Below are 17109 nucleotides of genomic sequence, written 5' to 3' on the forward strand. Positions count from 1 at the left end.
CTTTAGTGATGGCATATATAAGAATAAAGAACGATCCCTTATCCCCCAAAGCGCCCATTGATCCCAAGCCTGTCGCCAAACATTTTGATATTGTTCTGGGACTGGACTTTCACATGTTGAAAGTTCCCTGGCCTTTTACCCCTTGCCCGATAACACCTTTTGCCGCTTTGATTTTTGATCCGATGGATTACATTCATATCACTATACCGGCTATACCGGTGTATAGTGAAGGTGGTGGCTTTAGTTTGGCCCGCAATGTGCCCACCGGTGGAACCGTTTATTTTAACGGCATGCACAAGGGAGTGGCGCAGGGAGCCTTGTGGGGATTGCCTTCTGTACCACCCTTCCTGGGAAAACTGAAGGGCCTGGGAAAAGTTGTCAACAAAATCAACCTGCTACATTCCGTTTTACCACATCCGTTGTTTCTGTTACCAAAGTTTTTTCATCCACATGAAGGGCAGCTTTCGCATGGTAGTAAAACCGTTATCAGCCAAGGTATGTATCAAAGTACCTGGCTGTGCAGGGCTTACTCCTGTCAGGATGTAGGGAAAATATTAATGAATAACCCTACTGGTGGTTTCTATCTTAATTTTCTTACGGCAGTCATGGTGGTATTGCCCATCGGTAAGCCGGTTATGATCGGAGGCATGAAAGAGGAGCAGCAGTTAAAGCTCTCCGATTTGATGAATGCCCTGTTCTTAATGGGACTGATGCATGGGTTGAAGTTTTCATTAAAGATGTTGGGTAAATTGCTGACCCGCATACTGGGAAAACTGGAGGCCCGTTTTCCCCGATTCGCTAAATTCAGAGCTGCGGTTCAGCCCTTTATTTGTAAATACCTGGGAGAGCCGGTAGATGCTGCCAGTGGCCATATGGCCAGTTATCTGGAGGGTTTCAGCCTGCCAGGCCCGATTCCTTTTACCTGGGATGCCAATTATTACAGTGATAGCAAATATGATGGTCCGCTGGGAAAAAATATCTATCACAGTTATGATATCACCTTATTGGTCAGTGAAGAAGATGAAGCGGTGGTGATGAACGATACTGCAGGCAGACCTGTCGTATTTCCAATACTGAAGCCTGGTACCAGTTTTTACAATCCTAAAGAGAAATATGAGCTCCACTGCACAACAGCAGGGGAGTATTATGTAAGCAGCAAAAACGGCCTGCAATACCATTTTTACCGTGTAGGCTACAGAGACAATGGACATGCCAGATTGCGCAGTATCACGGACCGGAACGGGTTTTCCATCCGGTTTTATTATAATCAGGAAGGGCAGCTGGAAAAGATGACTGACAGTGCTCATCGGGATATTTTTGTGAAGTATAATGATCAGAACCTTATCGCATCCATACAGGCCCCTCACCCCGAACTGGGCGACAGGGGCATATTGGTGGAGATGATGCGTTATACCTATGATGATAAAGGAAATCTGAAGGAGATGTATAATGCGGAAGGGTATTATAATACCTTCAGCTGGGAGGGCCGGCACATCATTGCCCGCCGCTTTAATAACGACACCACCTTTACCTTTAGTTATGACCGTCATGGCCGGTGTACGGCTGCACTGGGGCCAGCCGGCTTGTTCAGTTACACCTTTGAATATTTTGAAGATTATACCGTAGCCACTAACAGCCTGGGATACAAAAAGACCTATTATCATGCAGGTGGTATTGTAAACAGCATCACCAACAGCGATGGGGGAGCGAGACTATTCGTATATGATGCTGCAGACAACCTGGTATCCGAAACCAATGAGCTGGGCATTGCCACTACCTATGACTATGATGATAAAAGTAATCTGACTGGCCTGCATCTGCCTGGCCGGGGAACTTTGGCCATCACCTATAATCACTTACAGCAACCCCTTACCATTACACAACCTAACGGTGGGGTTTGGGAGTATGCCTATGATGCAGCGGGTAATCTGTTGCAGCGCATCAACCCTCTGGGGGCGGTTACTCAGTTTGAATACCAGCAAGGTCAGGTGGACAGGATCATCAATCCATTAGGGGCCGTTACCCGCCTGCAATACAATACACAGAACCTGCTCAGCAACATACTGTTGCCTGCTGGAGCAGCGGTGAGATATACCTATGATCAGCTGGGGCGTGTAACGGATATTACAGATAGCGACGGAGCTGCTTTGCAGCGGGAATATAATTTGTTGGGCAACCCGGTGCTGGTGAAGGGCAGTTCCGGTAATACCATTAAGCTGCAATATGACAGCATGGGGAATGCCATCGTAGTAAGTGACAAACATCAGGAGGTAAACCTCCGGTATAATTTTTTCGGAGACATCATCCAGCGCGAACAGGGCGGTGCGGTCATACAAATGACCTATGATACAGAAGGACAACTACGGCGTATCATAAACGAACACCGGGAAGCCTATAGTTTTGAGCTGGACGGAGAAGGAAATGTACTTACAGAAACGGGCTTCGACGGACTGACCCGCCGTTACCTGCGCAACGCCGCAGGACAGGCGGTGCGTATTACCTTGCCCGATGGCAGCGAACAGGCTTGTGAGTATACTCCTGCCGGATGTGTTGCCACTGTATATTACGAAAAGGATGGTAGTGCTGAAACCTTTGGGTATAATGTCATGGCTCAGCTCATCAGTGCGCAGAACGATCACGCTACCGTACAGTTGAAACGTAACCTGTTGGGATGGATAGAGCAGGAGCAATGCAACGGGCATACCCTGAACAGCCAGTATAACCAGCTGGGTCAGCGTACTGCCCTGCAAAGCAGTCTGGGTGCGCAACTAAATCTGCATTATGACCCTGTGATGAGCTGGTTGGAGAAAATGGAAGCCAACGGATGGAGTACACAGTTTAAATATAATAGCCGTGGCCAGATCTCCGAAAGAACCATGACCGGACAGGTGGTGCAACAAAACCAGTACGACCTCATAGGCCGGCTTACAGAACAGATAACAGGAAAGGGCAACAAACGGTTACAACGCCATTACTCCTGGGATGGTGACCGGCTGACCGGCATACAGGACAGCACCACCGGTACCCGGCAGTTTAAACACGACGTATATGGCAACCTGTCCGAAGTGATTTATGGTGATGGCAGCGTAGAGTATCGTATGCCCGACGCCGTGGGTAACTTATTTGAAACCCCGCAACAAACCGACCGACGCTATGATAAAGGCGGAAGACTCTTAAAAAGTAAAAACGCTACCTATCAGTATGATCAGCTGGGCAACCTCATACGCAAGGAAGAACGCAATGGACGGGTATGGAAATATCAATGGAATCCCGCCGGCATGCTGGAAAGCGTGCTGCGGCCGGATGGGGAAACCGTCGGCTTTAAATACGATGCCCTCGGCAGGAGGATTGAAAAAAGATATAAACATACCATCACTAAATGGGTGTGGGATGGGAATAAACCACTGCACGAATGGAAAGAGTTTGATGCGAAAGATAGCTCAGCGGATGATTTAATCACCTGGGTGTTTGATCGTTATAATTTTGCACCCGCCGCCAAAATAAAAGGTACCAGAAAATACAGTATTGTTACAGACCACTTAGGCACCCCAATACAGGGTTATGATGAAACAGGCAGTCTGATATGGCAACGGGAAATAGATAGTTACGGGAATACCCGGATGCTTCATGGTGAAGCCGGTTTTTGTAATTATCTTTATCAGGGACAAACATCTGATCCTGAAACAGGATTGGCGTATAACCGGTTCAGGTATTACAATCCGGAAGATGGCCTGTATATCAGTCAGGATCCGATACAATTACTGGGAGGGCTTTCTTTTTATGCGTATGTATTTGATCCAAATAGCTGGATTGATCCTCTGGGTTTGGCACGAAGAGGTAATTGTGCCACACAAAAGCATATGGATGATGTACGGGATCAGTTTATGAACGATAATCCTAATGCAACACATGTAGCAGGAGGTAGAGATAAATTGAACAACAATGTGGATTTACCGGAAACCTATCTGCCCCCCAATACCCAACTGGCAAGCAGCAGAGCCGGCAGTTCGTTTACAGACATGACGTTTGACGTCAATGGCCAAACGGTGTATGTACAAACTGTGGATAAAGGAAGTGTACACGGAATGTCTCAGCGGGAATGGGATAATGCAAACAGAATAACCAGACAGAATCCTGATGCGGTAGTGGTGACCGTTGTAAAAGGTAACCCGCTTAATCCCGGAGATCTGGATGTCAGCAACATGAACCCTGGAAGCATTTATAGATTTTAAATATGAAAAAAGGAAACAATATTATTAAGCAGTTGGGCTTGTTTATGACAGCTGTTGATCAGAATGAGTTGTCAAAATTACTGTCAGATTCTTTTGAAAACATCCATTTTATTGATACTGCAAGGAGCAATGACAAAAGTATAAAAGAACTGACTACGCTTGCTGAGACAACTGTTGCCGCAACCATTCTGAATGCAGCTGTTTTCTCAATAGAGGAATACAGGCAGCTGGTAGACACGCAGGATACACCACCTTATAGTTTTCCAATGGTTGGAAAAGGAATGATACAATACATACCCCCCACCGTGGCCAAATATGATGATAAATGCCTGAAAGATGGCTATCTGGGCGTGTCATATAATGTTAATGATAGTGAGACGGAAGCCTTTGTGAAGAAGGTCTTCAAAATGGTTGGTGAGAAAGGTAAAAAAGTTTTTTTAACTGCCAGGAATAAAGACCTTGTTGCAGATACGGCTGAAAAGAACATTGTGGCATGGCCAGATGCAGTGAATGAATATAGTGGAGTAAATGGAAAATACTTAACCCAGACAAAAGAAAGGTATCTGATTGCTAAATAAGAACCAACGACTCGGAAAGTCGCCTGATTAAAGGGGTAATGGTGGTTGAAGATTGTAAAATGAATTTTAAATACAGCGATGTCGATAAAGCTATCGACGAAAGGAATTTCAAAATTCTTGAAGAAATAAACTTAATATCACCAGCAACACTCCGGGAAGCTTATAATGGTGACTATGCATCTCCAATACATTATGCAGCTAAATTCGGAGATGCCGAAGTGTTGAATTTTTTCCATACAATTGGCCTTGATTTAACTATTGAAGACGCTAATGGTATTAATGCGCTGGATGCTGCATCAAGTGGCAACAATATAAAGACAGCAAAGTGGTTGCTTGAAAAGGGGGGATCTATTGAGGGGGGAGCAAAAGCAATAATATCTCCTTTGATGAGTGCCGTTATGCTTGGCCATTTGGAGATGGTGAAGTTTCTGATCGAAAATGGGGCTGATGTAAACAGAGTGCATGTAAGGACAGGGAAACTACCACTGGATGCAGCCCGGTCCAGAAAATATGATGAAATTGCAGCGCTGTTAACACAGCATGGAGCCAGAAGCTATTCTACATTACCGGATTGGATAGAGAATGATATAAAAGGAAGTGGTATTCTTTCTCATGTTACATTGAGATTAGGCGAAATATTGCCTGTTGACATACCAACTCCAATCGATATAAAACCAGTTGTGTTGAAGCTTGTTCAGACAAATGGTGATAAGAACCGGGTGTTATTTACATTTGGTCTCTTTGACTTTCATAAACCTATGCTGGAGTTTTTCCTTGTGCTTCCTCAATATTGGAACTTTTATAATAAGGAAGATGGAAATCAGTTTCCTGTTTTGTTTTTAAGTAAACTGATCAACCATATTAAATCAGGTTGGAGTGTTAAAGAAGGGGATTGCTTACTCGCAGAAGATAGGATGTTTAATGATTTGAAATGGCCGGAGGGCATAGCGGGGCTATTTATCAGTGATGTAAAGTGGAAGTCGGGGAAAAGCACGGAAGAACTAAACAAGGATATAGAAGAGAGTGAACAGGTAAAGTTATTTACATTGATTCCGTTAAAAGCTATAAAAGGTGGGTACGCTAAACTATCTATTGAAAAAGGCAGAGAATCAGGATGGACGAAGCTAACAGTACCTATAGAAGGTTAGGGTTACACGTGAATAACTCAAGTAATAAAATGAATCTAAAGGATATTAACTGGTTTGAAAATGTAGGTGTTCTTAATCGCACTGATTTTAAGATTGAATCGAACCTGGTGGATAAGAAAAAATGTATCAGTAGTATCAATTCTTTGAAATGGGAAAACTTTGTTTTATATGCCATTAACAGATTGTCCTGGTATATACAAAGTAGCCACAAGGAAGAATCAAATAACTGGAACAATATAGTCAGAGGATTTAAAGCGGAGTTCGATAATGATAAGGCGTATATATTGGAAAAAGCCAGTGTAAAAGATGTGCCGGAAGAAATAATGGTCGATACTAAAGGAGTGGTGACGATGTTTCTTGTGGAGAACTATTTTAAAGAAATGTTTGGAAATGCTGTCCCAATCCAGTTTGATTATCTTATGGATGTTTATGTGAAGGGACATATCCCTTGTGGATGGGATGGGCCAATGCCTGAAAATAAAGGCGCTGATGCAATTGATTTTAGCAACGGGAAAATATTAGTATGGTAACAACAGAAATACTATCAATACTTAGTGTAAACAATATTCCGGTTTCGGAAGTGGAGGCATTTGTGCAGTTTTTACCCAGGAACGGTTTTAGTTTTTTGTCCGATAAGGAGCTTGATTCAATGTTGATTTTTCTTGGTCAGCAAGAAGATGATTTAAAGGAAATTCTCCCTATCCTCACGGATAACAATTCGAATTTTTTATGCGTATTTGTGACAGGAAATCACAAAGGGCAAGTTTGTTATTTATCTCATGATGAAATTAATTTAAATCCTATTTTTAGGAACATACCTAATTTGGTGAAGGCAATAAACGAGCATCCTGATTCATGGGATGTGACAGAACTTCCTCCTGATGTTTTCGATTTTGAGAACCTACCATTTTAGACATTTCCGGAAGAGTCAGATGGTTATTGATACTGGTTAAAAATGAGCTTTAAGCTATTCTGAATCGAACATTGCAATATGGACCTTTACAAGATAGGGAACGATTTTGAATATATAGACTTGTCCTTTATTAACAAGGAAGATGTCCGTTTGTATGCTTCTTTTAAAGGACAACCTATTTCAGATACCTGGCATGAAGATGTATTTGAACTATCAGAAGATAAACTACAGAAAGGAAAGTCTTCAGATTTTGAAGCACGTTGCTATGGATCTACCTTAATTGTTCAGAAAGAATTTGAGCCTGAATTTAAAGGTCGTCTGGATGGTAACATAGAAGTAAAACCCATAAAAGTTAAAGGGATTAATAAACCTTTCATTTTTATTAATCTTTTAAATGTGATACCGGCCATCAATTTTGAAGGAGTTTCGACTCAGGAATCCATGAAGCTGATACGTGAAAATAATATTCCATTTGATCTGAGTATTGTAAAGGAAGAGTTATTGTTTAGAGATGTGAAACTTAGCTTTTATTATTGTACGGATGCTTTTGTGGACTTTGTGAAAAGTTTGGGAATTAAAGGGCTGAAGTTTGAAGTAGCAGGTAAAGCAGCTCTGAAAAATTAGGATATAAGTGTTACCTCTATAAATATTTAATAAAATGAAAAGAGGCAACAATATTATTAAGCAGATAGGGCTGTTTATGACAGCTGTTGATCAGCATGAGTTGTCAAAATTACTGTCAGACTCTTTTGAAAACATCCATTTTATTGATACTGCAAAGAGTAATGACAAAAGTATAAAAGAACTGACTACGCTTGCTGAGACAACTGTTGCCGCAACCATTCTGAATGCAGCTGTTTTCTCAATAGACGAATACAGGCAGCTGGTAGACGCGCAGGATACACCACCTTATAGTTTTCCAATGGTTGGAAAAGGAATGATACAATACATACCCCCCACCGTGGCCAAATATGATGATAAATGCCTGAAAGATGGCTATCTGGGCGTGTCATATAATGTTAATGATAGTGAGACGGAAGCCTTTGTGAAGAAAGTCTTCAAAATGGTTGGTGAGAAAGGTAAAAAGGTTTTTTTTAACTGCCAGGAATAAAGACCTTGTTGCGGATACGGCTGAAAAGAATATTGTGGCATGGCCAGATGCAGTGATTAAATATAGTGGAGTAAATGGAAAATACTTAACCCAGACAAAAGAAAGATATCTGATTGCTAAATAGAAGTTTCTAAAGACCCAAGGGCCCCATCATACTTCGATGATCGGGGCCCGATGTAGTAACTCTTCCGGGCAAGATACCCGCACTAATCCTTCTCTCCAAGCGTAATCCGAAGCCGGTTAAGTGCATTCATCAGCGAAATACTGGTAGTGAGATCCACCACTTCTTTTTCGCTAAAATGTTGCTCTAGTTTTTCGCGTATCGTCTGAAGATCATTCTGCATCAATGTGACTGCTTCTGCCCATAACAATACCAGTTCCTGCACCGGATCAAAAGCTTTGGAATGTTTCCAGCCGGGCAGTTTATCGAGTATATCCTGGTTGATACCCATTTGTCTTAATTCATTGTTGTGAAAGCTGCAGCAATAGGCGCATCCGTTTAATTGGGATACCCGTAGTTCTGCCAGTGCAATCAGTTTGTTGTCCAGGCCTGACTTTCTGATACTGGCATGTGATTGATACAGAAAGCCGATTGTTTCTTTTGAGATGGTTTTGTAATCCATGTACTGTGTTGTCTTCATTTATTGTTTCACAAAATTGGTCATCTTACCCACCACCTGACGGTAATGTCATCTGAAAAAACAGTAACGTGATAGGAAATGGCTTTTGCCTGGGCAGGAGTTTGTATTTTTGTAGTATGGAGCACCTGCATGATACATTTGCTGTTGAGATCGCTGAATACGAGGACTGGAGCGAAAGAAACCGGAAGAATAACTTCTTTGAACTGGTATATGTTCTTCGGGGGACGGGTTTGCAAAGCGTAAATTATGTCAAAAGGAAATATGCTAAAAACGGTATTTTCCTTCTTCCTGCGGCTAAATGCCATATGTATATTATAGAAGAGCCAACACGTTTTCTTTTTATCCGTTTTACCGGAAGTTACTTTGCATCCAGAGGAAAAGACCAGATCGATTACAGTTCATGGTTTAGCCATCTGAATTTCATTCTGGGCAATCATGATCGTTTTCCGGGAGAGATCATCAGCGATCCTGTAGAGAAAAGCCGGGTGAAGAGATTGCTGGATGTGGTGCTTTCCGAATACCAGCGAAAAGATGCCTGTTCTGCTTTTGTTATCCAGAATACCTTAGTATCTGTGTTGGGTATTCTGGCACATAATATTCAAAAAAAGGTATTGCAGGGACGTACGTTTAAAGACAGCAGATTTACCGAATTAATCAATTTTATATCCTTTAATATTTTAGACCCGGAAAAGATATCACCTGCGTATCTTTCTGATAAATTTAATATTTCGGAGAGCTATTTCAGCGAATACTTTCAGAGGAATGCCTCCGAGCGTTTTCAGGACTTCGTGTTAAAAACCCGTTTACAAATTGCGGAGTCCAGAGCTATCTATACCAGTACACCTATAACAGAAATCGCCTGGGAGCTGGGGTTTACGGATAGCAGTCATCTGAATAGAATGATGAAAAAACATTTTGGCAGAGGGATGAGGGAGCTGAGAAAAGGAGTCATGTGACCCCAACGATTATTGCTATAAATAAATAATATGGTATTCGGACAGGAAAATATATTCACCATCGACGCAGACTTGAGCCAATCAGGCTATTACACTTTTATTAATTGCTGTTTCCGGGTTAAAGAGGTGACCATTGGAGATATAACACAGTTGTCTTTGTTAGGGGTAGCGCAGCCGCTCTTTAAGAAGATCCTGTTAAAAGAAGGCCAGCGGAGTGCTGCTGCATTGGAGAAAAACAGTGCTGACGAAATCATTCATCTGTTAAAAGAGGCGAAATCCGGTGACAATGAGGCCGCAGAAGCACTATTGGAAACATTGGAGATAGACCTGAATGGTATCGAATGTTTTGATGGATATTATTTTTTTCTGATAGAAAGCCAGGGATTTGACCGGCTGCTTATCAGTGATAATGTAGATAAGAAAAATTATGAATTTAAGTTGCCTAAAAATCATTTCTATAAGAGCATCAAATTGTTGCTGTCATGGATTAATGATGTTACTTACATTGCCCTGAAGACTGATATGTAGAGATGCTATCGTATGAAAAAAGCTGTCTCCTGTTCATACGAAGCATAGGAGACAGCTTCTTTTTTTACTTCATCGGATTTTATCTGTTCTCTTTATAAATATCCCAGTTCACTTCATCGGCGGGCCTTTCAAGCTGCGTGAAAACGCTGCCCTGGTCCTGTGCTACGGGGATCTCATTCAGGCGGTTGTAGCGACGGAGGTCTATCCAGCGGTGTCCTGCCGGCTCAAACCAGAGAGAGTACCTCCGCTGGAAAAGTATTTCTGTAATGAGGGCTGGAGTGTCTTTCGTACCATTGTAGGGTGTAAGGCCGGCAGCGGAACGTATGCGGTTAATAGCCGCAATAGCATCTTCCGGCTGATTCAGCTGGGCTTTGGCTTCTGCATAGATCAGGATCAGCTCTTCGTTCCGGATATAGGGGATAGGGCTTGTGTTCTGCGCCCAGCGCTTATCCTGATACTGGCTGGATAACGGTACTGCACCTACGGTGTTGATCAGTGGTTGTTTTCTTAAAAAGAATTTTTCGGTTACTCTTTTATCGCCCGGCAAAGCATCTGCAACAAGCGAAGGATGCACTACGGGCACCCCGCTGAAACTGCCATCCGGCAGGTAATAGAGCGGATTAAAACCATCTGGCGGTGCGCCGTATATATGAGCTGGTCCGGCGTTCAGATTACCATTGAGATCAAAGAAGGAGCTGGAAAGCGCATCCAGTGCCCCCTGCCAGTCCTGCTGATAAATGGCTGTGCGGGCGGCCAGCGCACGGTTTACTTTTGCCAATCCTGCCGGAGTGCTGAAGTTGCTGTAGCCGGCTGTAAGCCTGAATGGTAGTGTGTTTCCAGCTTGTGCCAGTGCTTTGTAGCCGCTGTCCAACACATTCCTGATTGCTTTCAAAGCGTTTTCATAACTCACGAAGTTGCCGGGATTCAGCTCATCGCTTACTGCTATGCGTATACCGCTTTTATACTGGCTGTTGGCCGGGATGAGATACTGGTATCCCTGAATGGTGAGCGCAAATCCAATGTAGGACTGCTTTTCAATATCACTCACGGCCTGTGTGTTGTTCACGGCACTGATGAGCACATTCGCCTGTTTGATGGTCTGGTAGGGAGCTGCATAAGCGGTAAATACACCATAGAAGTTGGCATCTGGCTTGCGCCCGCCCTGACCCAGCCAGAACTGTATGTTTCTGGAATCAGCGGAATTGAAATACCAGATTTCCCGGCCGAAGGTGCCAAACGCTGTAGCGGCATTGAAGAGGTATTCCCTGCTGCGCGTTTCCAGGCCGGTAACAAGGCTCTGCAGCTGGTTGCGGGAAGCATTGGCCGTAACGCTTGCCACGGATGGATTGTTCGGATCTGCAATAGGATCCAGTTTGCAGGAGCCTAATGTCATTGCAAAAAGTATAAAGAGTGTAGTGATCTTTTTTTTCATCATCAGTAATTAAAAAATTAAAAATCCACTTTCACATTAAACAGGATACGTTTGGAAGACGGATATTGAAAGAGGTCCGTTCCTGCATTGATGGCCTGTGTACCAAAGTTGGACGCTTCGGGATCATAACCGGGATAGCTGGTAACGGTAAACAGGTTGGTGGCTGATACGCCGATTCTCACCTGGTCTACTGCATTCCTGAAAGCCCGGCTGATCAAGGGTTTTGGGAAGGTATAACTGAGACTTACCTCGCGGAGCCGCAGATAACCTGCGTCCTGCACGTATACGCCTGCACCGGTGCCTGCTCTGTCTTTCCCATTAGGTATACCATTGTGGTTATAATCATCGTTCCAGTCTTTGGTAGTGCCGCCGTTGTCGGTGTTATACAGTGTGATGTTCAGTAAGTCACCGCCTTTTTTCCAGTGCAGCAGGAACGAAAAATTGAAATTATGCAGGAACTGAATATCGTTGTATAAGGAGCTTTGGAAGTCGGGTTGCGAATTGCCGTACACGGTGTATTCTCCTTCCGTCGTCCGTGGTACACCTACGATGGTGGTGGGAGAGTAACCTTTACGGATCAGGTATGTGCCGAAGGTAGGGCCATAGGAGCCCGTAGTATAGGAAGGTACATCCAGCCTGGTGATTTTGCTGGTGTTTTTCCAGAAGAGCAGGCGGCTGGTCCAGGTCAGGTTACGGGTGGATACCGGCACACCGCTCACCGCTATTTCCACGCCTTTGTTCACCAGTTCTGCCGCATTGATTTTCTTGGTGGTAATACCGGTGGAAGAAGCCAGGGTGAGGTTCTGTATGAGGTCAGTCACACGCTTGCTGTAATAGGTGCCTTCAAAGTTGAGGCGGTTATTGAAGAAGCCTGCATCGATGCCCAGTTCCAATTCTCCGGCGCGTTCCGGTTTAAGATCCGGATTGCCCGCCACACCTGATACTTTGGAGCCGATCAGTCCTCCGTTGATGGCAGGCTGCAGGGAGCTGTAGGTATCGCCAAAGGAAGCCAGCCCGCCTGTCTGTCCATAAGCTGCTCTCAGCTTAAGTTGTGAGACGGTACGTGATTTCCAGAAACTGAATTTGCTCACATTCAACGCCACCGATGCTTTTGGAAATGCATAGTACTGATTCGCATCACCATTTAAGGTGGATTTGTCGAAACGTACGCCCAGCGTAGTGATCAGCTTATCATCGAAGTTTACTTCTTCCTGTGCTACAATACCGGCATCTTTTACCTGCTGATCATACTGCTGCAACAGCGACTGCACAGCTGCCTGAGATATATTCTGTTGTTTGGCCACCAGTCCCTGTCCGCGGTTAAGTGTGCTGTTGGATTTTGTTTCCAGAAAAACCGTTCCGGCCTGTGTGCTGAAATTGATTTTGCCAACAGTCTGCTGGTAGAGGAGGAATGCCTGGAGATTGGTGTTGATGGCGTTTTCCTGCCCCAACACAATATCGCCGGGATAAGCTTCGCTGCGTTGCGCCTGTAGATCATCGGGGAAGTATACTTTGGTTCGGCTGCTGAGATAATCCACACCGCCCTGTATGGCAGCAGACAGACTGCTGCGGGCGTTGCTGAAGAGTTGAATATTCAGTTTGCCAGACTGTATAAAGCGGTTCACGTTTGAATTGTTGATGGCCTTATCACGCAGTGCCAGTGGATTTTCAGATTCCGAATAGGGATTGTCCGGATAGTTGCCGGCAGCATCAGGGAATGGATTGAAATAGTTGGGTGTGTAACCGATAATATACCCCAGGCTTGCACCAGCGTTGTTTTCATTGCCGGTAAAACCTCTGTCGGTATTACTGTTGATATAGTTTGAATTGATGGAGAAACTGATACGCGAGCTCAGTTGATGATCGAGGTTAAGCCGTATGGATCTGCGGGAGAAGCCGGTATATTTGATGATACCATTTTCCTTTGACAGATTACCGGAAACATAAAACTTTGTTTTCTCTGTTCCGCCTGAGATGTTGAGGTGTGTATTCGTGAGCAGGGGTGTTTCGCCGTACAGGATCTTTTCATAGTTGAAAGGGCCGCCGTTAGCCAGTGCGTCGTGATAGCGCTGCAGTTCCTGTTCCTGCCTGGATGATGGGAAGAACTGACGGATTTTGTTTTCATCCCAGGGAGCGCTGTCCATGTAGTGTTGTATTTTGGCGAAGCCGATTTCCTGGCCGAGACTTACACGGGTGCGTCCTGCCTTTCCCTTTTTGGTGGTGATGATGATAACGCCGGCGTTGGCGCGGGTACCGTAGATAGCAGAGGCAGAAGCGCCTTTCAATACTTCTACGGTGGCAATATCATCGGGGTTGATGTCTGCCAGCCTGTTAGCGGCATCGTCTTCCTCTTTGCCGCCGGCGCCGGTGATGGTGGATCTTCCCGTGCGTATCACGCTGTTGTTGAGATACACGCCATCGATGATATAGAGGGGCTGGGAAGCGCCTTGTAGTGAGCTGATACCACGCAGCTGTATAGAGAGGCCGCCACCGGGTGCGCCACTGTTGCTTTTGATATCGGCGCCAGGAAGTTTGCCATAGAGGGTATTGTCAAGTGTTTGCGGAGTAGCAGTGCCGGTCAGCTCTTTGGCAGAGATGGATGTCACTGCGTTGGCGAGGTTGGCGCGTTTGGTGGCAGAGGCAAGCCCGGATACCACTACTGCGTCCAGTGATTTCACATTCTCTGTCAGTTGCACGAGCAGCTTCCTGTTGTCTGTTACCCTAATGTCCTGCGGCAGGAACCCGATAGCGGTGAAGTTAAGCACCTGGGTGCCCGGTGGCAACAACAATCTGAATGCACCCTGGTTGTCTGTAATGGCGCCTGTGGTCTTTCCTTTCACCGTTATAGTGACGCCTGGCAGTAATGCGCCGTCTGTGGCGGATCTCACCTGACCGGTAACGATGTTGTCCTGGGCCTCCGCTGCCCTCGATAACAGCAGCAGCATGCACAGGAAGTGCAGCATTTTTCTCATTTGCATGTTTATTTTTTGTTGAAATTGTACAGTTGGCTGATGGACATGGTATTCCCTGTACCGCTGTTGCGGAAGAAAAAACATGAAGCAGATTGTGGTGCTGACGGTGCTGGTGGTGGGATTGGCAGCAACAATAAGAGAAGCCGGTTATGCTGTTATGCTACAGCATTTACAATAATTATTCAGGCGCATAGTTTCATTTCTTGCCTGCAAACCTATGTGAATTTTATAAGTCTACAAAATTTGTAGACTAAAAAGTATTTTGTTTTTTGCTAAAAAAAGAAAGAGGATGTATCCTGTTTTGTAAACATGGGAGACATCCTCTTCTGCGTAGGGAAAGTTATTGTATCAAGTACTCATTAAAAAGCGCTTGCCTCACATCTTAAATCATTATATCGATTAATTACAATTGTTTTAATGAATGTCCATCGAGAAATCCAAATAATAATAATCGTATCTTAGTAAACGAACGTTAACCTCAGTAAGTAATATAAACCGACCGGAGAAAATTAAAGTGAAATCGACTAACTAATCGACTAAAACTAAAAACCTGCTCAGTGAGCAGGTTCCTTCAAATTTTTTCGGGCTGGACAAATGCACTTGAAATCTTTCAATTTAAATTATTCTGGAATGGGGAATACATTGGTAAAAGGGGAACAATTGTTATTTAACGAAATAAAACATCTAATTGAAAGTAGCAGACAGAAAGTGCTGGTGAAGGTAAATACGGAACTGGTACTATTATATTGGAGTGTGGGTACAAAATTAAATAAACATGTTTTGGGAAATCAAAGGGCTGACTATGGGAAAGAAGTTGTAAAGAAATTGTCTAACCAATTGATAGAGGCCTTTGGTAAAGGATGGGACGATAAGACTTTACGGCATTGTCTCCGCTGTGCGGAGACTTTCTCCGAAGCACAAATTGTCTCCGCAGTGCAGAGACAATTAAGTTGGACACATATAAAAACAATTGTTTATTTAAAAGATGAGTTGCAACGTGAATTTTACCTGACAATGGCTTCCAATGAACGATGGAGCAGCCGCCAACTACAGGAACGGATAAACTCTATGTTGTACGAGCGTACTGCAATTAGTAAGAAGCCGGAATTAGTCATTCAAAATGACCTTGAACTTTTACGAAACAACAAAGGAATGACAACGGATCTGACATTCAAAGATCCATATATTCTGGATTTTTTAGGTTTACAGGATACATATAGTGAAAGAGATCTGGAGCAAAGTATTATATATCAATTGCAGTTATTTATTTTAGAGTTAGGTAATGATTTTGCATTTTTAGCCAGGCAAAAACGAATTTCTATAGATGATACCGATTATTATATTGATCTTTTATTTTATCATCGTAAGTTAAGACGACTTGTCGCTATAGATTTAAAACTAGGTAAATTTGAGCATAGCCATAAAAGTCAGATGGAATTATATCTTCGCTGGCTGGCTAAGTACGAGCAACAACCACATGAATTATCTCCAATCGGACTAATACTTTGTGCTGATAAGAATGATGAATTGGTCGAACTATTAGAACTCGATGCAGCAGGTATACATGTTGCCCAGTACCTTCTGGAACTGCCTCCAAAGGAAGTATTGCAACAAAAGTTACATTTAGCAATACACTTGGCTAAACAGCGGTTTGAAGTGAAAAATAAAGCTGGAGTAATTGATTAAAAATAAACAGGGAGCCTTATTTGCTCCCTGTTTGTTTCAGCAGATTCAGATCTGCGAAATATTAGTGATCTGATAGCAGAATACCGCGTTTACCGCAAATAATAATTAATAAACATCATACGGTGGCTTAAGGGTATAGTACCAGTTTAATTGTGCCAGGTCCCCCTTTGTAAAAACATAATAGGGGTTGGTACCTGCATCAAAATCAGCTGGTGCGCCGTTATATCCTGTCAGGGAATAGGTGGCGTTATAGCTCGACATTATTGCGAGGGAAGGATCTTGTACTGTATTATGTGTATTGGGAATCGCCATTTCCGTTACATTGGTGTCATAGTCACCGCTGCTTACCGCGCCGGTATGTCCGTAGCCCAGGATGTGCAGGAATTCGTGGATGATGAGTCTGGTATAATATACATGCGCCCAGGATAAATCAGTTTGATTTAAATCGAGGTTGACAGACATCAGATCTCCTACCTTTCCTGTACCATCCGGAATATGTGACCATGCAGGTGCGGAATTTGTTCCGCTGTTATCTGCTCTGATCACCACATCATAAGTGGTACCCAAGGGCGGGAGTACATCGCCATAGGTGATGCTGGTAATGTTGATATTGGGAGATATCTGACTGAGATACTTCTGGGCTACGGGAATCGCAGCGTTAATTGCTTTTGCGACCACATTTCCATCGGCGCCGGAAAGCCTGTTATCAACAAATACCCTGATGTTTTTACTTTTTGAAAAATCTACCTTTTTATTAAACCAGATATTGTCTGTCGGCTTAATGCTTGTCAGGTTGTTTTCGAAAGACAGCTCCTGCTGCTGGTTTGATTTGGAGCAGCTCAGACAAAGTAGCAGTGCTGCCAGGATAATATATTTTGGTTGCATAAAAAACGTGTTCCAGGTTAAAATATA

The 17109-nt window shown here is 43.7% G+C and carries 14 protein-coding genes; 10 read left to right on the top strand and 4 right to left on the bottom strand.

Features of this window, described 5'->3' with window-relative positions; all coding sequences use genetic code 11:
* Positions 1-8: 8 nt before the first annotated feature.
* From KD145_RS24900 to KD145_RS24930, 7 genes are all read left to right on the top strand, one after another.
* On the top strand, positions 9-4232 hold the full coding sequence (locus KD145_RS24900) for an RHS repeat-associated core domain-containing protein (RefSeq protein WP_212002542.1): 4224 nt from the start codon (positions 9-11) through the stop codon (positions 4230-4232).
* Between the two features lie 2 nt (positions 4233-4234).
* Positions 4235-4810 carry a hypothetical protein gene (locus tag KD145_RS24905; protein WP_212002543.1) on the top strand — a complete coding sequence of 192 codons (576 nt, stop codon included), beginning with the start codon at positions 4235-4237 and terminating at the stop codon, positions 4808-4810.
* A gap of 38 nt (positions 4811-4848) precedes the next feature.
* A complete protein-coding gene (locus tag KD145_RS24910) occupies positions 4849-5958 on the top strand; it encodes an ankyrin repeat domain-containing protein (RefSeq protein WP_212002544.1) in 1110 nt (369 codons plus the stop codon).
* A gap of 29 nt (positions 5959-5987) precedes the next feature.
* Positions 5988-6488, top strand: coding sequence for a hypothetical protein (locus tag KD145_RS24915; RefSeq protein ID WP_212002545.1), 501 nt, complete (start codon positions 5988-5990; stop codon positions 6486-6488).
* On the top strand, positions 6482-6871 hold the full coding sequence (locus KD145_RS24920) for an SMI1/KNR4 family protein (protein ID WP_212002546.1): 390 nt from the start codon (positions 6482-6484) through the stop codon (positions 6869-6871). Before KD145_RS24915 ends, KD145_RS24920 begins: the two co-directional genes overlap by 7 nt.
* A 78-nt stretch (positions 6872-6949) precedes the next feature.
* On the top strand, positions 6950-7495 hold the full coding sequence (locus KD145_RS24925; protein ID WP_212002547.1) for a hypothetical protein: 546 nt from the start codon (positions 6950-6952) through the stop codon (positions 7493-7495).
* Between the two features lie 34 nt (positions 7496-7529).
* Positions 7530-7982, top strand: coding sequence for a hypothetical protein (locus tag KD145_RS24930; RefSeq protein ID WP_212002548.1), 453 nt, complete (start codon positions 7530-7532; stop codon positions 7980-7982).
* A 206-nt stretch (positions 7983-8188) separates the two neighbouring features.
* On the opposite strand, the gene KD145_RS24935 is transcribed toward KD145_RS24930, so the two are convergent.
* Positions 8189-8623 carry a carboxymuconolactone decarboxylase family protein gene (locus KD145_RS24935; protein ID WP_212002549.1) on the bottom strand — a complete coding sequence of 145 codons (435 nt, stop codon included), beginning with the start codon at positions 8621-8623 and terminating at the stop codon, positions 8189-8191.
* A gap of 116 nt (positions 8624-8739) precedes the next feature.
* Between KD145_RS24935 and KD145_RS24940 the strand changes: the two genes are divergently transcribed.
* The gene (locus KD145_RS24940; RefSeq protein ID WP_212002550.1) at positions 8740-9579 is read left to right on the top strand and encodes an AraC family transcriptional regulator; all 840 of its coding nucleotides are present in this window, start codon (positions 8740-8742) and stop codon (positions 9577-9579) included.
* Between the two features lie 30 nt (positions 9580-9609).
* Positions 9610-10107 carry an Imm42 family immunity protein gene (locus tag KD145_RS24945; protein ID WP_212002551.1) on the top strand — a complete coding sequence of 166 codons (498 nt, stop codon included), beginning with the start codon at positions 9610-9612 and terminating at the stop codon, positions 10105-10107.
* Positions 10108-10186: 79 nt separating this feature from the next.
* Here KD145_RS24945 and KD145_RS24950 read toward each other — a convergent pair whose 3' ends face one another.
* Positions 10187-11542 (bottom strand): RagB/SusD family nutrient uptake outer membrane protein, encoded by a 1356-nt coding sequence (locus KD145_RS24950; RefSeq protein WP_212002552.1) that lies wholly within the window; start codon positions 11540-11542, stop codon positions 10187-10189.
* Positions 11543-11556: 14 nt separating this feature from the next.
* On the bottom strand, positions 11557-14517 hold the full coding sequence (locus KD145_RS24955; RefSeq protein WP_212002553.1) for a SusC/RagA family TonB-linked outer membrane protein: 2961 nt from the start codon (positions 14515-14517) through the stop codon (positions 11557-11559).
* Positions 14518-15141: 624 nt separating this feature from the next.
* Between KD145_RS24955 and KD145_RS24960 the strand changes: the two genes are divergently transcribed.
* Complete coding sequence (locus KD145_RS24960; RefSeq protein ID WP_212002554.1) at positions 15142-16197, top strand: YhcG family protein; 1056 nt, start codon at positions 15142-15144, stop codon at positions 16195-16197.
* A gap of 105 nt (positions 16198-16302) precedes the next feature.
* Here KD145_RS24960 and KD145_RS24965 read toward each other — a convergent pair whose 3' ends face one another.
* On the bottom strand, positions 16303-17082 hold the full coding sequence (locus KD145_RS24965; protein WP_212002555.1) for a hypothetical protein: 780 nt from the start codon (positions 17080-17082) through the stop codon (positions 16303-16305).
* Between the last annotated feature and the right edge of the window lie 27 nt (positions 17083-17109).

This window comes from Chitinophaga sp. HK235 (genome assembly GCF_018255755.1).
Lineage (GTDB): Bacteria > Bacteroidota > Bacteroidia > Chitinophagales > Chitinophagaceae > Chitinophaga.